Source organism: Photorhabdus kleinii, assembly GCF_025384885.1.
In the GTDB taxonomy this organism is placed as follows: domain Bacteria; phylum Pseudomonadota; class Gammaproteobacteria; order Enterobacterales; family Enterobacteriaceae; genus Photorhabdus; species Photorhabdus kayaii.
In genome coordinates, this window is record NZ_JAJAFY010000032.1 from 1 (window position 1) to 20,229 (window position 20,229).

At 41.5% G+C, this 20,229-nt stretch carries 16 protein-coding genes, 1 tRNA gene and 1 pseudogene; 9 read left to right on the forward strand and 9 right to left on the reverse strand.

Annotated features, from left to right (window positions below; genetic code table 11):
• From LG003_RS15050 to LG003_RS15075, 6 genes and pseudogenes are all read right to left on the reverse strand, one after another.
• A partial coding sequence (locus tag LG003_RS15050; protein ID WP_262981078.1) for a hypothetical protein occupies window positions 1-416 on the reverse strand: 416 nt, incomplete at its 3' end.
• Window positions 417-531: 115 nt separating this feature from the next.
• Window positions 532-1,668 (reverse strand): DUF6973 domain-containing protein, encoded by a 1,137-nt coding sequence (locus LG003_RS15055; protein WP_112878473.1) that lies wholly within the window; start codon window positions 1,666-1,668, stop codon window positions 532-534.
• Between the two features lie 52 nt (window positions 1,669-1,720).
• Window positions 1,721-2,380 carry an alpha/beta hydrolase family protein gene (locus LG003_RS15060; RefSeq protein WP_240000828.1) on the reverse strand — a complete coding sequence of 220 codons (660 nt, stop codon included), beginning with the start codon at window positions 2,378-2,380 and terminating at the stop codon, window positions 1,721-1,723.
• A 424-nt stretch (window positions 2,381-2,804) separates the two neighbouring features.
• Window positions 2,805-3,398, reverse strand: a complete 594-nt coding sequence (locus LG003_RS15065; RefSeq protein WP_112878474.1) for a hypothetical protein — start codon at window positions 3,396-3,398, stop codon at window positions 2,805-2,807.
• A gap of 412 nt (window positions 3,399-3,810) precedes the next feature.
• A pseudogene (locus LG003_RS15070) lies at window positions 3,811-4,191 on the reverse strand (virulence RhuM family protein); the annotation flags it as partial.
• A 198-nt stretch (window positions 4,192-4,389) separates the two neighbouring features.
• A tRNA-Sec gene (locus tag LG003_RS15075) sits at window positions 4,390-4,484 on the reverse strand.
• A gap of 239 nt (window positions 4,485-4,723) precedes the next feature.
• On the opposite strand from LG003_RS15075, the gene prlC reads away from it, so the two are divergent.
• A complete protein-coding gene (gene prlC / locus LG003_RS15080; RefSeq protein ID WP_262981079.1) occupies window positions 4,724-6,766 on the forward strand; it encodes an oligopeptidase A in 2,043 nt (680 codons plus the stop codon).
• Window positions 6,767-6,771: 5 nt separating this feature from the next.
• A complete protein-coding gene (gene rsmJ / locus LG003_RS15085) occupies window positions 6,772-7,515 on the forward strand; it encodes a 16S rRNA (guanine(1516)-N(2))-methyltransferase RsmJ (RefSeq protein ID WP_262981080.1) in 744 nt (247 codons plus the stop codon).
• 37 nt (window positions 7,516-7,552) lie between these two features.
• Here the strand turns inward: rsmJ and gdhA are convergent, their stop codons facing one another.
• Window positions 7,553-8,896, reverse strand: coding sequence for an NADP-specific glutamate dehydrogenase (gdhA, locus tag LG003_RS15090; RefSeq protein WP_112878477.1), 1,344 nt, complete (start codon window positions 8,894-8,896; stop codon window positions 7,553-7,555).
• A gap of 261 nt (window positions 8,897-9,157) precedes the next feature.
• On the reverse strand, window positions 9,158-9,589 hold the full coding sequence (uspA, locus tag LG003_RS15095) for a universal stress protein UspA (protein ID WP_036779007.1): 432 nt from the start codon (window positions 9,587-9,589) through the stop codon (window positions 9,158-9,160).
• Window positions 9,590-10,049: 460 nt separating this feature from the next.
• On the opposite strand from uspA, the gene uspB reads away from it, so the two are divergent.
• Window positions 10,050-10,385: a universal stress protein UspB gene (gene uspB, locus LG003_RS15100; protein ID WP_049583893.1), complete on the forward strand. Its 336-nt coding sequence runs from the start codon at window positions 10,050-10,052 to the stop codon at window positions 10,383-10,385.
• A 54-nt stretch (window positions 10,386-10,439) separates the two neighbouring features.
• Here uspB and pitA read toward each other — a convergent pair whose 3' ends face one another.
• Window positions 10,440-11,930, reverse strand: a complete 1,491-nt coding sequence (gene pitA, locus LG003_RS15105; protein ID WP_262981081.1) for an inorganic phosphate transporter PitA — start codon at window positions 11,928-11,930, stop codon at window positions 10,440-10,442.
• 269 nt (window positions 11,931-12,199) lie between these two features.
• On the opposite strand from pitA, the gene LG003_RS15110 reads away from it, so the two are divergent.
• From LG003_RS15110 to mads1, 6 genes are all read left to right on the forward strand, one after another.
• Window positions 12,200-13,384 carry a BaiN/RdsA family NAD(P)/FAD-dependent oxidoreductase gene (locus LG003_RS15110; protein WP_112878479.1) on the forward strand — a complete coding sequence of 395 codons (1,185 nt, stop codon included), beginning with the start codon at window positions 12,200-12,202 and terminating at the stop codon, window positions 13,382-13,384.
• A gap of 132 nt (window positions 13,385-13,516) precedes the next feature.
• Complete coding sequence (locus tag LG003_RS15115; RefSeq protein ID WP_262981082.1) at window positions 13,517-14,338, forward strand: TnsA endonuclease N-terminal domain-containing protein; 822 nt, start codon at window positions 13,517-13,519, stop codon at window positions 14,336-14,338.
• The gene (locus LG003_RS15120; RefSeq protein WP_192903271.1) at window positions 14,328-16,454 is read left to right on the forward strand and encodes a transposase; all 2,127 of its coding nucleotides are present in this window, start codon (window positions 14,328-14,330) and stop codon (window positions 16,452-16,454) included. The genes LG003_RS15115 and LG003_RS15120 overlap by 11 nt, the downstream gene beginning before the upstream one ends.
• Window positions 16,455-16,464: 10 nt before the next feature.
• A complete protein-coding gene (locus LG003_RS15125; protein WP_262981083.1) occupies window positions 16,465-17,913 on the forward strand; it encodes an ATP-binding protein in 1,449 nt (482 codons plus the stop codon).
• 593 nt (window positions 17,914-18,506) lie between these two features.
• Window positions 18,507-19,898 (forward strand): TnsD family Tn7-like transposition protein, encoded by a 1,392-nt coding sequence (locus LG003_RS15130; protein ID WP_262981084.1) that lies wholly within the window; start codon window positions 18,507-18,509, stop codon window positions 19,896-19,898.
• Window positions 19,899-20,045: 147 nt separating this feature from the next.
• On the forward strand, window positions 20,046-20,222 hold the full coding sequence (gene mads1 / locus LG003_RS15135) for a methylation-associated defense system helix-turn-helix domain-containing protein MAD1 (RefSeq protein ID WP_042522582.1): 177 nt from the start codon (window positions 20,046-20,048) through the stop codon (window positions 20,220-20,222).
• Window positions 20,223-20,229: the final 7 nt, after the last annotated feature.

Consider the following 20,229-nt stretch of genomic DNA (forward strand, 5'->3'; position numbering starts at 1 on the left):
TGAACCTGCTGCTCATTAATGGAAGAAAATAAATAGTAAATTTTGTCCTCTACTGATGGGTCTCTTTTCATTTTTATGACAATTTTGGAATCCTCTCTGGGAACACGATAATAAGCTATAAGCCCTTTGTCCTGATTTTCATAATCAAAATCGAGAACCAAGATTTTTTCATCCCCTGAATCCGGATAATAATAATACTCTTCGAAATAAACCACTTGCCCATCCTTAACAAAGATAATCTTGGAAAAAATATCAGTCCTTTCCTTTAAATCCGCGCCAATGACAGACTTAATTTCGTCAAGATTCCAACCACTATCAATAATATACAACGTGTCCCATTTAAACGGCGTGATTTTGCTAATATTAACCAAGCAGTCTGTATTTTGCTGGCAATGTTTATCAGCATAATCAAACATACTCTTAACAATGCTAAACTGTCGGTTACTACTGAACATAAAAAAAACTATCAGCAATGTACATGAAAAAAAAATAATTTTATTTTTTCTGCTGTTCCAATTGCATCGCCAATAGTTACTCAGGTGAAAAGCCATCTTCATTTCCTCTTTCAAATACCGAGTTCATATAAGAAAACTGCTCATCGGTGATTTTTTCTTTGACAATCTCAAACCCCATCGCATTTTTCTTGGCAACATACAGTCCCTCTTTATGAAAGCGATTCAACACTGCCTTGGCCTGCGCTTTCATGGACGAGTTCCTGCTTTGTAGGCCAATCCTACGCCCTATCTGGTTATTGAGTAAATCAATTGTCTGATCTGCGTCCTTAAGGGCAGCAAACTGCCGGATGTTAAGATCTATTTTAGGATCACTTTCATGAGCATTGCCTGCATGGAGTGCAACTTCTTCACCATACCGAGCAGCAATGGTAGCTTGCCATAGTGTATGCCGGAAGGCATTGACTTGGGAGCCTTCCTTATATTTATTATCCAGTAACGTACCATTGGGGTTCGTTTTACTATTCCCCTGGGTCGAAAAACGCACCGCATTAGTCGTGATATTGGTAGCACCTCTTTCGTAGAGCCCAATATCATAGGCTGCAATAGGGTGCCGCATCGCAAATAAGATTTCCTTCATTTTCTGAGGCAAGTTATTGCTCTCTCCAGTATAAGCACCATACCAATCTTCAGGATAGCTAGCATCTTCCTCTGTTTTATACCCATATTTTTTATCAAAATCAGCCAGGTATGTAGTTAATTTTTTTATTTTACCTACCTCATTATTAATATTACCATTTGCTTTTATTAATTCATTTAAAACAAAAAGATTTCTTTCTGTCAGCGGCATATTATCATGTAGCTCTTTTATAGCTTTATTATAATTTACTTCTCCTATAGATCCTTTAAGATTATTATAAAACTTATCATATTTTGAATCTCTTGCATCCCTTCCATAAACAAATATTTGTAAAACAGCTTGAATTTTAACTGGTAGTAATCTAAATGAATTTATCTTCTGCTCTAGAAAAAATCGATCATCAAAAAATTCTCTCAGAGTATTCACATTTGAATTAATTCTTCCTTCAAACTTAGATACATAACTCATTACAACAGGTAATGTTGAATTAAAAACATACCCATTAGCCATAATTGGTCTGGTGATATGTGGATTACCCATCAAAAATGCTTTTTTCTCTGAGCCAAATTTTTTCATCCCCCTCAATATATTCTCACAGTCTCTTTTTAAAACTGGGCAATCTTTTCTTTCACAATAACCAATTCTTTATATCTTCAACTATAGGAGTAATCTGCAAAACACCTTCACTATTCCTAAATCCATGACTGAGACCTGGGTATTGATAAAAGGTAATATTATCTTTCTTTAATTGTTCTTCCATTTTTATCGCTGAACTAGGACTGACTGAATTATCATTTAGTGTTTGAATAATCAATACAGGTCTTTTAGACTGACTTAACACCTTATATTGATCAATACCGAGTGCGACTCTCCACCAATTAGCACCGTGATTACTCATCTCTATATGAATCATATGATTCCCAGCACTTATTTTCTGCTGAAAATCCCTAAATCCTTTAATTGCTTCATCGATATGCTCTGGTGGCACTTCACTCATCATACTATGAATAACATCATCAGCGAAATACCGACCTCCACCATTCAGTGACACTGTTCTATCAATATAATTGACTTGTGATGTAATTAAATTGGCAACTATTGCCCCTTCACTGCCACCCAAGATAATGATCTTGTTATATTCATTCTGATGTTTCAAATCACCAATGATCTGAATATAATCCTTAACCCGCTGTTCTAGAGTATCCGATCTAATATAAGCCTTAGGACAATCTGAACGTTCAACAGCGTCAGACCAAGGGAGTGATGCATTAATGCCATATTTTTCCACGGTCAGAATCACTATCAGGATAAATATCACTGAATGTGTCATTCACAAACTTATTATTAGCGATACTATTACAATCAGAACCTTGTATCAGCACCAACAAATTCTTACCGCCTCTTTATTTAAGATAGTAAGTTATTTCACTACCATCATGGCGGAAAAACTGTTTATGCGTATTTGTATTTCAGTAAGCGAAACCTATACAACATGAAAAAAGCACAACAGAAAGATTATTGCCGCTTTGTCCGCCTCAGATTTTATAGATAGAAGGGTATCTTTGACTTTGTTTAGCGATAAGTCCGTATTTACAAGGTTGATCAAAGCTGAAAATAAAATAAGGATATTATTATGACTCTTGCTGCCGGGATTGACATCGCTAAATATAAAACGGACTCGCCCTTAGGTAAGTCCGTATGAAGTTGTTGAATCAATTACTGACACCTATCTGTTTCATAAGCTCGCCCTCATCCCAGAACAGATACTCTTCATCCATAACGACGCCTTCAAATCCTTTAGCTTTGACTTTGGTCCAGTGCCCAAGCGTTGCCATAGGGAGGTGATAAGACTTACCTGTAGGTTTGATAACCTTACCACCACCCAGATCCATGGGTTTCGTAAATGTTCCATCAGTAAATCCCGTTACAGCAGTCCATTCTCCATCATTTGTACCAAACCGCACCGGGTGCTCTGTGATTCGGTTGTCAGGGGCAAATGTCCACATATACTTCAGATCGTCAATGTGCTTTTTAATGCCCTTGGTAGTATGACCATCAGGATAGTGAACAATAATGTCCATGGCATGGCTCTTATGTAGCTCCCACCATTTTTGGTTTGTATAGACATTGAAATCAAGGTCGTCAAAGTTAGCCAGATTCTTTGCCAGAACTGCGGACATACCTTTAACTTTAGGTGCGGGTTGATTTACTTTCGTGCCGGGCCAATTATTCTGCACCGCAAACACTATTGGACTGGCAGTAAACAGTAAAAGTGTGAATAACGATAATCTCTTGCGACTTTTCATGATCTTTCCTCTTTGTTAGTGCTAAAGGAACTAAAAGATTGTTCTATAACGAATTAAGTACTGTTGGACCCCCTTACATTGGATAGATTAAAAATGGTAGTTCATCAGTTTGCTTGGCCTTGATTAGATGGAGAAGAACCCTCCAAAACAACACGATTTAATCAAAGAGAAAATAACTAAACTGACTCACACACCGGATAATATCGTATAGAAAATCATCAAGGCCCCCGATACTACGCCTAATAGAAAAGCCTGTAAATAGTCACAACAAGTAATTATAACGATGAAAAACAAACCAATGTCGATTGGCCGTTTCGATCACAGGAGTCGCATTTGATGATTAATTTATTGATTTAATGTTGATAATTTGTGTTGGATAAATGAATAACCCCCATAAACACCCCCAAATGGTTTTGATCAGGTATTCCTGGAGCGTCTGGGTTGCCCACTGGCGGAATTGAGTGCCTCGGGGAGAGCGGACACGGTAACCGACAGCAAGAATGACGGGCAGGCTGTAGTGAAGCATATTGCGGCTTACCTGACGATTTCCTTCCTGTTGAACTTGTAAGTAAGACTTACAGGTTGCATTTTGTTCAAGCTCGCCTTCTTCGTAGATCGCTTTAATGTGTTGCATAATGGCCTGGGGAGTGACCCGGTAAAGGTTCGCAATGGTTGCTTGAGGTAGCCACAATGTCTCTTGCTCAAAGCGACATTCAACACGCACTTCGCCGTCATCACTAGCAAACATAATAAATTCGCCTGCCGGGGATTGGGTTAAGTGTTTATCTGTCATGCCGCCTCCGCTTTCATCTGACTCACAACGCTGTAATCCGCTTAGTATGCCAGAGATCTATGTTGAAGCTCATTACGCGTATAGCGTTTATTTTGCTGGCAACGGTTGATATGAGTTGATTACAGTAGAATAATTTTGCTTATTTTTCTGGTGTTACAAGGGATTTGTTGACGCTGGGAGAGTTCACAAGAGGCTAATTGGCGGAAGATCACAGGAGTCGAACCTGCCAGAGACCGCTGGCGGCCTCATCTGGATTTGAAGTCCAGCCGCCCCACCGGGGACGATGATCTTCCATATCAATACAAAGAATTATGAGAAGGAGCTAATCATAACGCATATTATCTGGCTTCTGAATCCGTTTGCTGAAATCATTCTCAATTTCCTAAAAAGCATTAAATTTTATTGTTCATAAGCTCAACATTCGCGTTGAGTTTGTCGAATTTTACCTACATCTTATTAGCCGATACCCATTACGATACAGGGTTGCTCCGCTCAGCAATGTATCCAAACACACATAAAAAGGACGTTTTATATGACTAATCCGTTACTCGTTCCATCAGGTTTACCAAAATTTTCTTCTATTAAACCAGAACATGTTGTTCCGGCTGTAAAAGAAGTCATTGCCAATTATCGCCAAACCGTCGAAAAAATCTTGGCCGAGAATACCGTTTTTACCTGGGATAATCTGTGTCAACCACTGGCCGAAGCGGTAGATAAACAGTCCCGTGCATGGTCACCCGTCAATCATCTGAATGCAGTTAAGAACAGCCCAGAATTACGCGCCGTCTATGAAGAAAGTTTACCGTTACTGTCCGAATTCAGTACCTGGTTAGGTCAGCATAAGGGATTATATCAAGCCTATAAGTCATTACGTGAAAGTGCTGAGTTTGAGAAGCTTTCTGTGCCTCAACGCAAAGTTGTCGAAAATGCACTGCGTGATTTTAAACTATCAGGTATTGGTCTGCCTGAAGAGAAGCAGAAACGCTATGGCGAGATCAGTGCACGTTTGTCAGATTTAAGTTCGCAATTCAACAATAATGTGCTCGATGCCACTATGGGCTGGACTAAATTAATCACTGACGTGAAAGATCTGTCCGGCGTGCCTGAAAGCGCAATCGCCGCCGCTAAAGCACAGGCAGAAGCCAAAGGACAAAAAGGCTGGTTACTGACTCTAGAAGCGCCAAGTTATCAGCCAGTTATCACCTATGCAGATAACCGTGAACTGCGTCGGGAAATTTATTACGCCTACAATACTCGCGCATCCGATCAAGGCCCAAATGCAGGTAAATGGGATAACAGCGAAGTGATAGCCGAAACCCTCGCGCTGCGCCATGAACAGGCTCAATTGCTTGGTTTAAAAAATTATGCTGAACAATCCCTTGCAACCAAAATGGCAAAAACCCCTAAGGAAGTGTTGGATTTTCTGAATGATTTGACAAAACGCGCGCGTCCACAGGGAAAAGAAGAAGTAGATGAATTAAAAAGCTTTGCTAAATGGCATCATTGCGCCCATAAGCTGGAAGCCTGGGATATGACTTATTATGGCGAAAAACAAAAACAGTACGAATTCTCTATCAATGATGAGCAATTACGTCCTTATTTCCCAGAACAAAAGGCTGTTGAAGGTCTATTCGAAGTTATTCGCCGTATCTATGGTATTACTGCCAAAGAGCGCCATGATGTAGAAACCTGGCATCCGGATGTCCGTTTCTTTGATCTGTATGATGACACCAATGAGCTGCACGGTAGCTTCTATATGGATCTGTACGCACGCGAGAATAAACGTGGCGGCGCTTGGATGGATGAGTGTATCAGCAAAATGCGTCGTTCCAACGGCGAACTGCAAAAGCCTGTCGCTTATCTGAACTGCAACTTCAATAAACCTGTTGGCGATAAACCAGCGCTGTTCACCCACAGTGAAGTCAACACTCTGTTCCACGAGTTTGGTCACTGTCTACATCTGATGCTGACCCAGATTGAAACTGCCGGCGTTTCTGGTACTAATGGTGTACCGTGGGATGCGGTAGAAATGCCAAGCCAGTTCATGGAGAACTGGTGTTGGGAACCAGAAGCACTGGCATTTATCTCTGGTCACTACGAAACTCAAGAACCTCTACCACAATCCATGTTGGATAATCTGTTAGCAGCGAAAAACTATCAGGCTGCTATGCGGATCTTGCGTCAACTTGAGTTTGGTCAGTTCGATTTCCGCCTGCATGTTGATTATGATCCAAAGAAAGGTGCTCAGACCATGAAGACTTTAAAGGAAGTGAAGAAATTGGTCTCGGTAGTGCCTTCACCTGAATGGGGCCGTTTCCCACACTCATTCACCCACATCTTCTCCGGTGGTTATGCTGCGGGTTACTATAGTTATCTATGGGCTGATGTGTTGGCAGCCGATGCTTACTCCCGCTTCGAGGAAGAAGGTATTTTTAACCGCGAAACCGGCCAATCTTTCCTTGATAACATTTTGTCCCGTGGTGGTTCCGAAGAGCCAATGGAACTGTTCAAACGTTTCCGTGGCCGTGAACCAAAACTGGATGCAATGCTGCGCAAGGCCGGTATCAAAGGATAATTAAGGTGGGTATCTGTTTAATCTGTGAACAAGGCGCTGATAACAGTGCCTTATCTCAACTGGTAGAGCGCTGGGGGTTGGTGCATGACGAAAACGCTATTATGGCGTTGGTCCTTACTCCTCAACGCCTTGAACTTCGTAAACGGGATGAGCCAAAGCTAGGCGGCATCTATGTCGATTTTGTATCAGGTACAATGGCCCATCGCCGCCGCTTTGGCGGCGGACGCGGTGAAGCTATCGCTAAAGCCATAGGGATCAAAAAAGATTATCTGCCAACAGTCGTAGATGCTACCGCAGGCCTGGGGCGCGATGCCTTTGTACTGGCATCTCTGGGTTGTCATGTAAGAATGCTGGAACGCCATCCTGTAGTCGCGGCATTGCTGGATGATGGGCTACAACGGGGGTATCAGGATGAAGAAATTGGTGGCTGGCTGCAAGAGCGCATGACACTGCTCCATACCTCCAGCATTACAGCGCTGGCCGATATTACGCCACAGCCCGATGTCGTTTATCTTGATCCCATGTATCCACATAGGCAGAAAAGTGCACTGGTGAAAAAAGAGATGCGGGTGTTCCAATCTCTGGTTGGCGCTGATGAAGATGCTGATAGTTTGCTATCCCCTGCACGCGCTTTGGCAAAACGCCGCGTCGTGGTAAAGCGGCCTGATTATGCAGAACCCTTAGCTGGAGTCGCTGCATCAGCAGCTATCACCACGAAAAACCACCGTTTTGACATTTATCCTTGTTAAAAAAATCAGCCGTATATTGCGGCTGATATCTTTTAGCCTACAGAATACCTTGAGCAAGCATGGCGTCGGCAACTTTCACAAATCCAGCAATATTCGCACCCTGAACATAATTGGTCTGTTTACCCTCGCCACCATACTCAACACAGGCGTGGTGAATATCTAGCATGATGTGATGCAAACGTGCATCCACTTTTTCAGCCTTCCAACCTAAACGGGCCGCATTTTGTGCCATTTCCAGACCAGATGTTGCCACGCCACCCGCATTGGCTGCTTTACCTGGTGCAAATAGCACACCTGCTTCAATAAAGGCTTCAGTTGCTGAAATAGTTGCTGGCATATTCGCCCCTTCAGCAACAGCTTTAACGCCATTCTTGATAAGAACCTTGGCCGCATCCAAATCCAGTTCATTCTGGGTAGCACATGGCAAAGCGATATCAACTGGCACAGACCACGGTTGTAACCCTTTCAAGAAAGTCAGACCCCGCTCTCTGGCATATTCTTCCACTCGGCCATAGTGTTGGTTTTTTATCTCTTCAAGATGAGCCAGCTTCTCTGGTGTGAAACCCTCCTCATCGACCAAGGTACCGCCGGAATCCGAAGCGGTTACCACTTTCGCTCCCAATGCCATACATTTTTCAATCGTATATTGCGCGACATTACCAGCACCGGAAACCGATACGCGCATATCTTCAAAACTCATGCCATGACGTTTTAACATGGCATTGACGAAATAGACCAGACCATAACCAGTTGCTTCCGGGCGAATCAAACTACCGCCAAAAGAGAGACCTTTGCCAGTAAATACACAAGCCGTGTTGTTAGAAAGCTTCTTCATCATCCCTGACATAAAAGCCACTTCACGGCCACCCACACCAATATCGCCTGCGGGAACATCGGTATCTGGCCCCAAATGGCGGTACAATTCTGTCATTAATGCCTGACAAAAACGCATCACTTCGCCTTGGCTTTTTCCTTTAGGATCAAAATCTGAACCGCCTTTACCTCCACCCATTGGTAAGGTTGTCAGCGCATTTTTCAAGGTTTGTTCAAAGCCCAAGAATTTCAGAATAGAGAGGTTCACTGATGGATGAAAACGCATACCACCTTTATATGGCCCAATGGCTGAGTTGAACTGCACTCGCCATGCACGGTTTACCTGAACTTTACCGTGATCATCTACCCAACAAACCCGGAACTGGATAACCCTTTCTGGCTCCACCATACGCTCCAATAAGCTGTGTTCGCGGTATTTTGGATTTTGTTCAAGAAACGGCCAAAGAGAGGTGAATACTTCCCGAACAGCCTGGAGATATTCTGGTTGATATTCATCCCTGCGTTGAATCGATCCAAGAAATGAAGACAAAGATAGTAAACAGCTCATTTAGTTATTCCTTATTTCTACTTCGGTTGTGATGGGACCCCAGTCATTTTCTAATAATTATTTTTGTCGAAAATGTGAGGTAAGTTGTGTTTGCCCTTTGAATATATCACTGTTCTATATTCATCTTTCAAGAAGTTTTTTTGCAGAAAGGTAAAAAAAATTTCTTGATTGCATCGGGTATAAACCAAACAACACTCCATTTCACCCAAAAAAATGCCTGCATAAGCAGGCGATTTTATCGAATAACTTTTCAATCTGTTGTCATTCATCATCACGCAGAGGAACAATCAGCATATCAACATGAACCGTGTTAATTAACTGACGAGCAGAAGACATCAATTTGCTCCAGAAATCCTGATGATGACCGCAAACAACCATATCTATGTCATATTTCTTAATTGCATCAACGAGTACTTGCCCCAGATCACCGCTACCACTCAGGGTTTCCTGAATGTCATAGTCTGAATCTGCAGAGAGAGCTTTCAGCGCACTGCGGGTCTCGTCAGTAATACGTTGCTGCATATCACCGAGATTAACATCAATCAAACCGGTGTAGAGATCGGAATAGTTAACATCAACATGGATCAGGGAAACTTTGGCATTGTCCGGTTTAGCCATAGAAACAGCTTTTCTCACCAAAACCTGACTTTCCGGGGATAAATCAACCGCAACAAGAATATGTTTGTAAGCCATAAGCGAACTCCTTCCATAATGCCGAATTAGTGAGTTGGCAGGGCAAATTGCCACTATCCTGTGTTTATTACTACTGAGAATGCTCTTCAAGTACTGTTTCGATCACAGCTCATCGTATTTAGCGACTGGACAAAGAACATCCACCAAACAACATATACCACAATTGCTCTTCCTGCCACTTGATGGATAACAAAATCCTACTCTGAATTTATGACCTTCCTTGAAACTCAATATATTTACGCGAACAACTAATCAGTCTCTCTAGAGTTGTATGGTTGGATAAAACTGACTAGATAAGTGTTTATGATGTTTTTCTGCCAGTTTTGTCCCAACTGACACAGAACAGGTTTTTTGTACTATCTGACTATCTTTCCTACAATAAATATAAGGTGTCACCACCTGCAATTTTGATTTTTTCTTTTTTGTGACAGCTCTAGCTAACCATTCTAAGGAGGGGATTATGTTCAGTACAATCGCACTGTTTTGGGCACTGTGTCTTGTCTGCATTATCAATATGATGCGCTACTTCTCTTCACTACGAGCATTGCTGTCCATTCTTCGTCAGTCTGATCCCTTACTTTATCAATCAGTAGACGGTAACGGCTTTTTCACTACTCATGGGCAACTTAATAAGCAGATACGGCTAGTGAACTACATCAATTCACAACGTTACCTTGATCATCATGATCCAGAAGTTGTTCTTCGTTGTGAAAGGTTGAGAAAACAATTTATTTTGACCAGTGCACTGAGTGGACTAGTTGTTATTTGCCTGATTTCTATGTTGATTTGGTATTAAAGAAAAAGGCGGTATAGTTGATCCATACCGCCTTCAAATTATCCATTAAAATAATTAAACCAGTTTCAAAGCGAACCAGTAAAGCGTACCGGACAACCCGATTGAAACCGGCAGCGTCAGTATCCAAGCCAACATGATATTCTGGATGGTTTTACCCTGAACACCACCGCCATCGACTAACATCGTTCCAGCCACCGCAGAAGAAAGTACCTGCGTAGTAGAGACCGGCATACCGGTATAACTCGCAACACCAATTGAAACAGCAGCAGTCATCTGAGCTGAAACACCCTGCGCGTAGGTCATACCTTTTTTGCCAATCTTCTCACCAATAGTGACTGCAACACGTTTCCAGCCAACCAGCGTTCCCAAAGACAGAGCTAGTGCTACCGCAATGATAATCCAGACAGGTGCATATTCAACGGTGTGTAATAAATCTTTCCGCAATTTATTCAGGAAACGGGCGTCTTCAGCACGGGTTTCCGGAAGTTTAGCCAGAGACTCAGCCGTATCAGCAATACACATCAACATGCGACGCATATTGTTACGCTGTTCAGCACTCAGCTCACTGTAGCTCTGAATGCCCTTTAATAGGCTTTCTGTCTGATCAAGAACAACGACAGCACGCGTAATATCACAATGGAATCGCCCTTCCGGTTCATCTTCCGCAACAGCAACCGAGGGCGTCAGTTCAATTGCATGGGATAACGCTGCACCATGCTGCTGATAATATTGCTGCAAGTGAGTAATGGCATCGTAGGTACGGGCAATGTCATAACCATTGGCATTCATGTTTACGACAAATCCCGCTGGAGCTACACCAATTAGCACCAGCATAATCAAACCGATACCTTTCTGACCATCATTCGCCCCATGAGAGAAGCTGACACCTACCGCAGATAAAATCAGCGCAGTGCGTGTCCAGAAAGGAGGTTTACGCTTACCATCCTTCTTTTCACGTTCAGCGGGAGTCAGATGAATACGTTTACGTTTCTTGGTGCTACTCCAGTAACGGCGCAGTAGAAACACGATTGCCCCCGCAATGATCAATCCGATTAAAGGAGAGAGGATCAACGACAGGAAAATCTGTATCATCTTTGGCACATTCAACGCATCAACCACAGAAGAACCAGTTACGATCGCATTGGTCAAACCGATACCAATGATAGAACCAATCAGGGTATGAGAACTGGATGCAGGTAAACCGAAATACCAGGTCCCAAGGTTCCAGACAATCGCAGCCAGCAACATGGAAAACACCATAGCAAGGCCATGAGCAGAACTGACATTGAGAAGAAGATCGGTTGGAAGTAAATGTACAATCGCGTAAGCGACACTTAATCCACCAAGAAGAACACCAAAGAAGTTAAATACCCCAGCCATAACAACGGCGAACTGTGCTCGCATAGCACGGGTATAAATAACTGTTGCTACCGCATTCGCGGTATCATGAAAGCCATTAATGGCTTCATAAAATAGCACAAACAGTAGTGCCAGTACTAACATTAGGCTGGTGTGAAAATCCAGGCCAGTAAAAAGATGTAGCATAAACGTTAAGCCAGTTAGTTGGACATGAACGCGGCGCATTATCAGTGACAAATGCTAGCGGGGGAAGTGAAATATGAACTTTTTTTGATTTCATGACAACTAGATAACAATAAGAAATAGGAATACTCCTTATATATCATTAAATTACATATCTTTTAAAAAATTGACAATTTTAAGTTATAAAGGACTTTTTCCCTACAAACTTATCAAAAATACAACATATTAGGGGAAATTCCCCACTAAATTATTTAGTCATAAAGAGAAAAACAGTGGAAAAATTTGATGCGGTGATTATTGGTGCCGGTGCAGCAGGTTTGTTCTGTGCAGCTCAGGCTGGACAGCTCGGTTTACGGATACTCGTTCTGGATAATGGTAAAAAAGTCGGGCGTAAGATTTTGATGTCCGGTGGTGGACGTTGCAACTTCACTAATATGTACACAGAACCATCAGCTTATCTTTCTGCTAACCCTCATTTTTGCAAATCGGCTCTGGCCCGTTATACACAATGGGATTTTATCGAACTGGTTCAACGTCATGGCATTGCTTACCATGAAAAAACACTAGGACAGCTTTTCTGTGATGATTCCGCCCAACAGATAGTTGATATGTTGCTGAAAGAGTGTGAAGCCGGTCAGGTCACTATTCGTCTGCGCAGTGAAGTTAGCCAGGTAGAAAAAAATGAGCAAGGTTTCGTTATCATCGTTAACGGAAAAGAAGTAAGTACACGCTCACTTGTTATCGCTTCCGGTGGGTTATCTATGCCAGGTCTTGGAGCAACGCCTTTTGGTTATCGAATTGCAGAACAGTTCGGCATGAAAGTCTTGCCAACCCGCGCCACCCTTGTACCTTTTACTCTGCATAAACCACTACTGGAGCAACTTCATATGCTCTCTGGCGTGTCTGTTCCCGCCATTGTTACCGCCGAAAATGGCGTTCTGTTCAAAGAAAATATCCTGTTTACTCACCGAGGACTCTCTGGTCCAGCAATCTTACAAATTTCCAGTTACTGGCAATCAGGAGAGTTTGTGAGTATTAACTTACTTCCAGATAGTGATCTGGAAGCCCTTCTGGAGAAAGAGCGGAGTTCTCATCCAAACCAAAGCGTAAAAAATACTTTGGCAAAATTATTACCAAAGCGGCTGACAGAGTGCCTGCAAACGCTCGGTCAGATCCCAGATATTGCTCTTAAACAACTAACCCCAAATCAGCAAAAACAGTTGGCTGTAAACCTCCAATCATGGCGGGTACAACCCAACGGAACGGAAGGCTATCGCACCGCTGAAGTGACAATGGGCGGTGTTGATACTCACCAACTTTCATCCAAAACGATGGAAGCTAATCAGGTAAAAGGACTCTACTTTATTGGTGAAGTGGTAGACGTCACCGGCTGGCTTGGTGGCTATAACTTCCAATGGGCATGGAGTTCCGCTTGGGCATGTGCTCAAGCATTGTGACTGTGTGTAGGTAAAATAAAGTTTGCCAATATCAAATAAAGATTGCCCAAATCAACAATCATGTAAAATATAGTTTGCCAGAATGAGCTAGTGAGTCTACGCTCTCAGTAAGGATGATAACTGGAGTAGATTATGACTCGCAGCTTTGAAAGTTATGAGGATTACAGGCGTCACCTTCGAAACAAGTGGGGTCAAGGAGAAGGGAGCAAATACAAGCCTTGGTTCACTGTAAGAGATGTTAAAGATTCTAATGCTTTTCGGGCTGAAGTTTTTGGTCTGAAAACAGGAAGGACCCACCATCTTCTTTCGTCTAAAGAATCTCAACTCTTCTATATTCTTGAGCATCGTGATGATGTTATTGATATTCGGGAACAGTTTCCGCTGCTTCCTTTGGAGTTGAGCCAAAAGGTAGCAAGAACACTTGGTGTTAAACACCCAACAGTTACGAAAACCGGCATCCCGTTCATCATGACTACTGACATTTTAGCAACCGTGGATTGTGGTGCTGGTAGATCCTATCTTGCTTTTTGTGTTAAGCCAGAAGAAGAATTGGATAACCCTAGGGTTCTTGAAAAGATTGAAATTGAAAGAATCTGGTGGGAATTGCTAGGCGTTCCCTTTCAGGTATTTACTGGTAGCGAGCAAGCGGAGATTTTAAGCCGAAATTTGTCATGGGCAACTGATCCTCTACGCTCAGGTACGCAATACGATATTGCTAAGTTTGTTGATCCAGCATTAAGCCTTCTATCGGTTGGGAAGCACTTGAAATTAGATCTTTGTGATACATTTATGAGCACTTTTAATATTGATAGCGTAAGTGCTTTAAATATTCTAAGGATGTTGATAGCTAAAAAATTTATCACTGTTGATTTGTCAACTTTACTCGAAACCTCTCCAATTATCACTATTGTTAGTATTTCTTCTAATGTGAGGAGAGTTGCTGGTGAAGATTGAAATTAATAGTACTTGGAAATTTATAGATGTTGAAGGTCTGGAAGATGGTACATATAGAGTTCTCAAAATTGAAGACAGTATATCATCATTAATTGTGTTTAACCTTGAAGATACAAAAATAATCGTCAGACCAGCTTTGCTTCAACTTGAACACTTTTATATGTTATTTAAGGAAAAAAAGATCCAAAAAGTAACTTATGAACCGAATCCTTACTTGTTAAATGATGAAGAGGAAATTCCTGAAAAGTATAAATTAATAAGGGAAGATAGATATAGGAAAATTAAAAATCTAGTTCAAGATCAATCTCTTCTTTTTCAATTCTCGACAAAGAAAAAAATTCCAGAAGTTTCTATTCAAGCCAAGGAGTTAGGAACTGATAATAAGACAATATATCGGCTACTCAATTTGTATTGGAAGCTTGGACAAACAAAAAATGCTTTGTTACCCGCTTATAGCTTGAGCGGTGGGAAAGGAAAAATAAGAGAGGACGTGAAAAATAGTCTTGGAACTAAGCTTGCTTCACGCACCGGACAATTCGATTCACCTCAGTCATATATTGTAAAAGAAAAAGATCGAAAATTATTTGAAAAAGCTTTGAAAAAATACCATTTAAAAAATAATGGTCTCAACTTAAAAGAAACATATAAGAATTTACTAAGACAAAGTTATCAATTTGAAATTTTAGATGCTCACTATTTAGATAGGATTCCAGGTGTACCGAGTTATAGACAGTTCGTAAACTGGTCGAAAAAGATCTTCAACCAAGATGAGGTTGTTAAATTTAGGACAAGCAAGAGTGACTACTTAAGAAATAAAAGAGCAGTAGAAGCTAGCATCACCGATAAAACTCCAGTGCCAGGTAGTTGCTTTGAGATTGATGCAACGGTCGCTGACGTTCATATCGTTTCTGAATTACGTCGAAACCATGTTATAGGTCGGCCAACAATTTACTCAATAATAGACCGCGCCAGCCGAATGATTGTTGGATTTCATGTTTCTCTGTACCACGCTTCATGGAAGGCTGCTCGACAGGCACTAGTAAATGCATTCTCTCCAAAAATTGAATATTGTCAGCAATTTGGAATTGAGATCAGCGAAGAAGACTGGCCATGTTCGCATCTTCCCCAGAGATTGATTTGTGACAATGGGGAAATGATAGGGTTAAAACCACAGGATCTCGTAGTTCCTCTAACGGAATTACAAATAGCCCCTCCATACCGACCTGACTGTAAAAGCTTAGTTGAAAGGCGATTTGGCTACTTGAATGATAAATCCCTTCATCGCCTTCTAGGAAGTAGTCGTGGTGGCAAAATCGTTAGAGGCAGTCCTGACCCGAGAAAAGATGCAATTTATACACTACGAGAGGTTACATCGCTCTTGATCAGAGATGTGTTAGAACACAACAAAGAAATATTTGACGATCTAGCCTTAACGAGCCGTCTACTAATTGAAAATGATCTATCCCCGACACCAATAAATCACTGGAATGTACACCTATTAAACCATCGACATGCACTTAAAATGGCTAGCTTGGATGAAATAAATGCTCGCTTGCTACCTCGAGAAGACGTTTCAATGACACGGAGCGGGGTTTTGTTCAATGAAATGTATTACTCCTGTCAACGTATTCGTGACGAAAATTTAGCTGCCATTGCACGAAATTACGGACGATTTAAGCTAGAAGCCAGAGTTAATTATGATGACACCTCATATATCTATGTAAGGCTGAAAGATAATGAAGGCTTTACTCGATGCGATATTTTGGAAAGAAGCAAGGAACTAAAGGGAATGCCACTTGCTGAGGTTTATTATCTGCGTGACTGGCTTGATGAAAAGAAGCGTAAACAACTAATCACGGTCTCTTCAATTGATAACTTAAGCCATAAGGAAAATATTCAAAAAAGTGCATTTAAATCTGTAAAACAGACTCCCAAATTGAAAACCAAGGGGGAGCGAACTAAAAATGTTAAGCAAAGACGACGAGAAGAAATTGAGTGGATAGAATCTAAGGAACAACAAGAGTCTTCACCTGTAGAACAAGTTGAAGATGGTGTTAAAACCGAAGATCGTAGTTACTCTAATCAATTGACAAAACTACCAAGAAGAAAAAAATAATGGAGTCGATGTGAAGAGCATTATGCGATGGGAACAAGCTAACTACAGTAAAGCCATTTTGCCTGAATATCAAGGAAACCCTTTAATTGAAGCACTTCCTAAAAAGGCAAATGATAGCGATGTAATTGAAAAATTCTGTAACTATCCCGATCTATCTTCACACATTCGAACTTCCTTAGATTATCTAGAAAGGGAGGAATATCTTGCTCGAATTGATGAGTTGCGACAACCACTCCCCCAATATATTGAATGTTTCAGAGCGATAGAAAGAGCAATTAAGTCAGGTTATTTGGCTAAGAATCCGCTCACACCTACCACAATGCAATATTTACACTATCCTGTTGATGCGCGTCCTAATGTTGAACCAGCAACTGGCTATTTTGTGCCCAAAGGAAAGGGTATAACATTAATCGGTGATAGTGGTGTTGGCAAAACTTGTATGCTGGAACAAGTTCTTAGTTATTTTCCACATGTGATTGAGCATGGTAACTACAATGGTAAACCTCTTGATTTTAAGTATCAGGTGGTTTGGGTAAAGGTCGATTGCCCTAGAAACTCAAGTGTTCGGGAGCTTTGTGAGGAGATATTGTTTAGTTTGGATTCAGCAATGCGGAATGAACGAACCACACCTGGAACGACAATCCCTAAACTACTCACTCAGATTGAACAAAAGATCAAGTCGAGCCACTTAGGAATACTGGTTATTGATGAGATGCAAAACCTTCAGTTCAAGAGAACTGGTGGTGAAAATAATCTTCTCAAGTTTTTGCACCACATAGTAAATAAGCTTGGTGTCCCATTATTTTTCTGTGCTAACCCGCCTTTTGATGATTCACTTGCTTTGACTCTTAAAAATGCACGACGAGCAGAAAGTGGTAGGACAATCTTTATGAAACCACTTCAACGCCACGACATAGGCTGGGAATCGTTTATCGCTGAGCTATGGGATTTACAGTGGACTAATGTAGAAACCCAGCTCAGTGATGAGCTGAATGATAAGATGTATGAGCTTTCACTAGGGAATATTGATATGGCGTGTCGTATTTACTGTGAAGCTCAACGATTAGTTATTGGTACTGGTGATGAGAACATAACAAGTGCAGTACTTGAGTATGCTTACCCTGTAGCATGTTCTTTATCGTCGAGAACCAATGAAGTAATAGAAGCTAGGCAAAATCTCATCTTACCGAGAAGAACGGCCAAGCAAAATACTGTTCCTAACACTCTTAAGACAAAGCTTGGTAAGCCGAGAATTATTGGTGATTATAATAGACCGCACCATCCAGAATTTGAGGTGAGGCTACGTGAGTTGCACTTGACGGATAAACTCCTTCATATGATTGGAGACCCTGACTTGATTCAACATGGAATAGCTACAGGAAATGTGCCTACTTATATGCAAGATGTCGGTATATTATGTGATGAATCTTTTATATTTAGTGAATTTCGAGAGCTGTAGTCGCTTTGTACAGTGGTGCTGAATAACGTTGAAAGATGTTATTGTAGAGGTCTCGGCTATTAAGCAGAAACACTACTCTAATGTGCTCAATGTCAGAAGTGGTGAGAACGGAACGTAACCAGCCTGCGAAAGACATCTCTAACAGAGCCTCGCAATTGGTAAACCAAATCCAATAGGCCTGATTGCTATTCCGGATGATGTTCAAGAGCTGATGTTCATTCTGGTAGTCTTGGCCTAAAGAAAGAAGATCAACGTAAACTGTTTGGACGCCTATCCCCTGATTTATATGATTATACGTATCTTGAAGTTCTTCTCGACACTCGTGTGAGAAGGCATGAAACCTCATCAACCTCAACTGCCAGCATCCATGTATGAAGCGTTCATGTGAGCCAACAGGCAAACTATCAAAACTAGGGGTAAAAGGTTGTGAGGCGAAGTTGAATTTCAAAGGTATCACCTGTTTTTGACAATCATTACCTAGAGAGTAGCAAAAGTATGGTCTAAAAATTCAAATGGAATACATTTTTGGGGAAGTGACCTAGCTCCGGTCTTTGTTACACTTATTGGAGCCGGACTGCGTTTATGGTGAATATATGTATTGTCTGCCAAATGCACTACCAGATGAATTGCTTTTTAGTCGAATTATCAGATTCTTATCTGTATCAGGTCTGTCTACTTCAAAATTCCTATTAACTGTTTATGACAGCCCAAAGGCAAGTATTCACCCCTATTTAACTGCGGGTCTAAGCCATTTGGCAGAGTTATCTGATGAAGAGGTAGATAACTTACTGTATCAACAGACATTAGCTCCAGTTTTCATGCGTTGCTTACCTTTACATTCTAATGAAATTTATTTGGGGCTTATTTCAAGCAATAACTATACAGCGACAAGAGCTAGTCAACTATCTTGTGTGAGGGAAAGAGAGCCGCTATCCCTAAAATGCTGTCCACAGTGTGTAAAGTCTGATATTGGTAATCATGGTGTTGCTTACTGGCACCGTAGTCACCAGATACCAGGTATCGAGTCGTGCTCAAAGCATTCTATATGGTTGGTGCATGTTGCACTTCCCGAGCGGATCAGAACAAACATAGGCTTACCAGCGATTCATGACCTTTGTCGAAAAAGCTCGCAATCAAGCTTCGAGTTAGCACGCTATGCAAATAAGTTTCTGAGCGCAAAAGAGGATAGCAGCCCCAAAATAAGCTTGGATTTTTACAGAGAAAGATTACGTGAACTAGGGTATGTGACAAAACACAACAGAATTAGAAGACGCTTGTTATCTTCTGAGTTTTATCGATTTGTTTTGCAACTGGAGTATCCATCTGACAGTTTGCTTCCTAAGACATCGGTAGATTATAAATATTTGTCATACTTGCTTCATGAAAATACTTCGCAGCAGCCTTTTAAGCACATTTTATTTAGTTACTGGCTAAATTGTACTGAGCCAATAGGTTACGGCAGTGCTGCTCATAGTTTTTGTCAGGTGGATGACAGTCATCAGAAAAAAGCTGAGTGCTTAAAGCTCTTAAGGAAAGGTAGGTCAATTGCCTGCGTTAGCCGGGAAACAGGTAAAAGCCGTTGTTTTGTCAAATCTATTGCCCTTCTTGCAAACGTAAATACACGACTGAAACCCACAAAGTTATTACCTTCGGTTTGCAAAACAGCTATCGTGCTCGCAAGAAGAGGTTTCCATCGTAAAGAAATTGCGCGAAGGCTGTCCATTTCTATCGGAAGTGTAGAGATGTTAATTTCAGCAACAATTGGATTGGTGCAATGGCGGAAACAATGCAAGTATGAATCCAAAAGGCGACGTTATGAACATCAGATCCTTCGTTATCGCCAAAAGTATCCGCAAGCTATCCGACGAGATATAAAGTCTGATTGTAATGCTGCATTCTTCTGGCTGTATATACACGAAAGAGCATGGTTGGAAGATAACTTACCGATTGCAACTCCTCCGTCCCCGCCCCCAAGATCTAAGTGACTAATTGCAAGAATGATTAGGCGTATCTCCACACATTGATGCCCAGCATTGACACTGTGGAAAGTAAGTTCAGTGAGTTCTGGCAGTACATTGTGAATTCCGCAATTTTCTCATACAATCTGTTTGTTCAATGTGTGGGATTAGATAATGGGCGATGAAATTCTGACGATTCAAGAGGTGGCTGATTACCTCAAATTGAATGAAAAAACGGCGTACAGGCTCGCTAGCGAAGGAAAGCTACCGGGTTTTAAGGTTGGCGGCAGTTGGCGCTTTAAGAGAACAGATCTAGAAGCATGGATCGAAAAACAAAAGGGTCGAGCTTAGTCTCGAA

Excerpts from the sequence above, each read along its gene's own strand:
- LG003_RS15055 (WP_112878473.1), bottom strand. The coding sequence starts at position 1,668 with ATGAAAAAATTTGGCTCAGAGAAAAAAGCATTTTTGATGGGTAATCCA.
- LG003_RS15065 (WP_112878474.1), bottom strand. The coding sequence starts at position 3,398 with ATGAAAAGTCGCAAGAGATTATCGTTATTCACACTTTTACTGTTTACT.
- prlC (WP_262981079.1), top strand. The coding sequence starts at position 4,724 with ATGACTAATCCGTTACTCGTTCCATCAGGTTTACCAAAATTTTCTTCT.
- gdhA (WP_112878477.1), bottom strand. The coding sequence starts at position 8,896 with ATGAGCTGTTTACTATCTTTGTCTTCATTTCTTGGATCGATTCAACGC.
- uspA (WP_036779007.1), bottom strand. The coding sequence starts at position 9,589 with ATGGCTTACAAACATATTCTTGTTGCGGTTGATTTATCCCCGGAAAGT.
- uspB (WP_049583893.1), top strand. The coding sequence starts at position 10,050 with ATGTTCAGTACAATCGCACTGTTTTGGGCACTGTGTCTTGTCTGCATT.
- pitA (WP_262981081.1), bottom strand. The coding sequence starts at position 11,930 with ATGCTACATCTTTTTACTGGCCTGGATTTTCACACCAGCCTAATGTTA.
- LG003_RS15115 (WP_262981082.1), top strand. The coding sequence starts at position 13,517 with ATGACTCGCAGCTTTGAAAGTTATGAGGATTACAGGCGTCACCTTCGA.
- LG003_RS15130 (WP_262981084.1), top strand. The coding sequence starts at position 18,507 with ATGTATTGTCTGCCAAATGCACTACCAGATGAATTGCTTTTTAGTCGA.
- mads1 (WP_042522582.1), top strand. The coding sequence starts at position 20,046 with ATGGGCGATGAAATTCTGACGATTCAAGAGGTGGCTGATTACCTCAAA.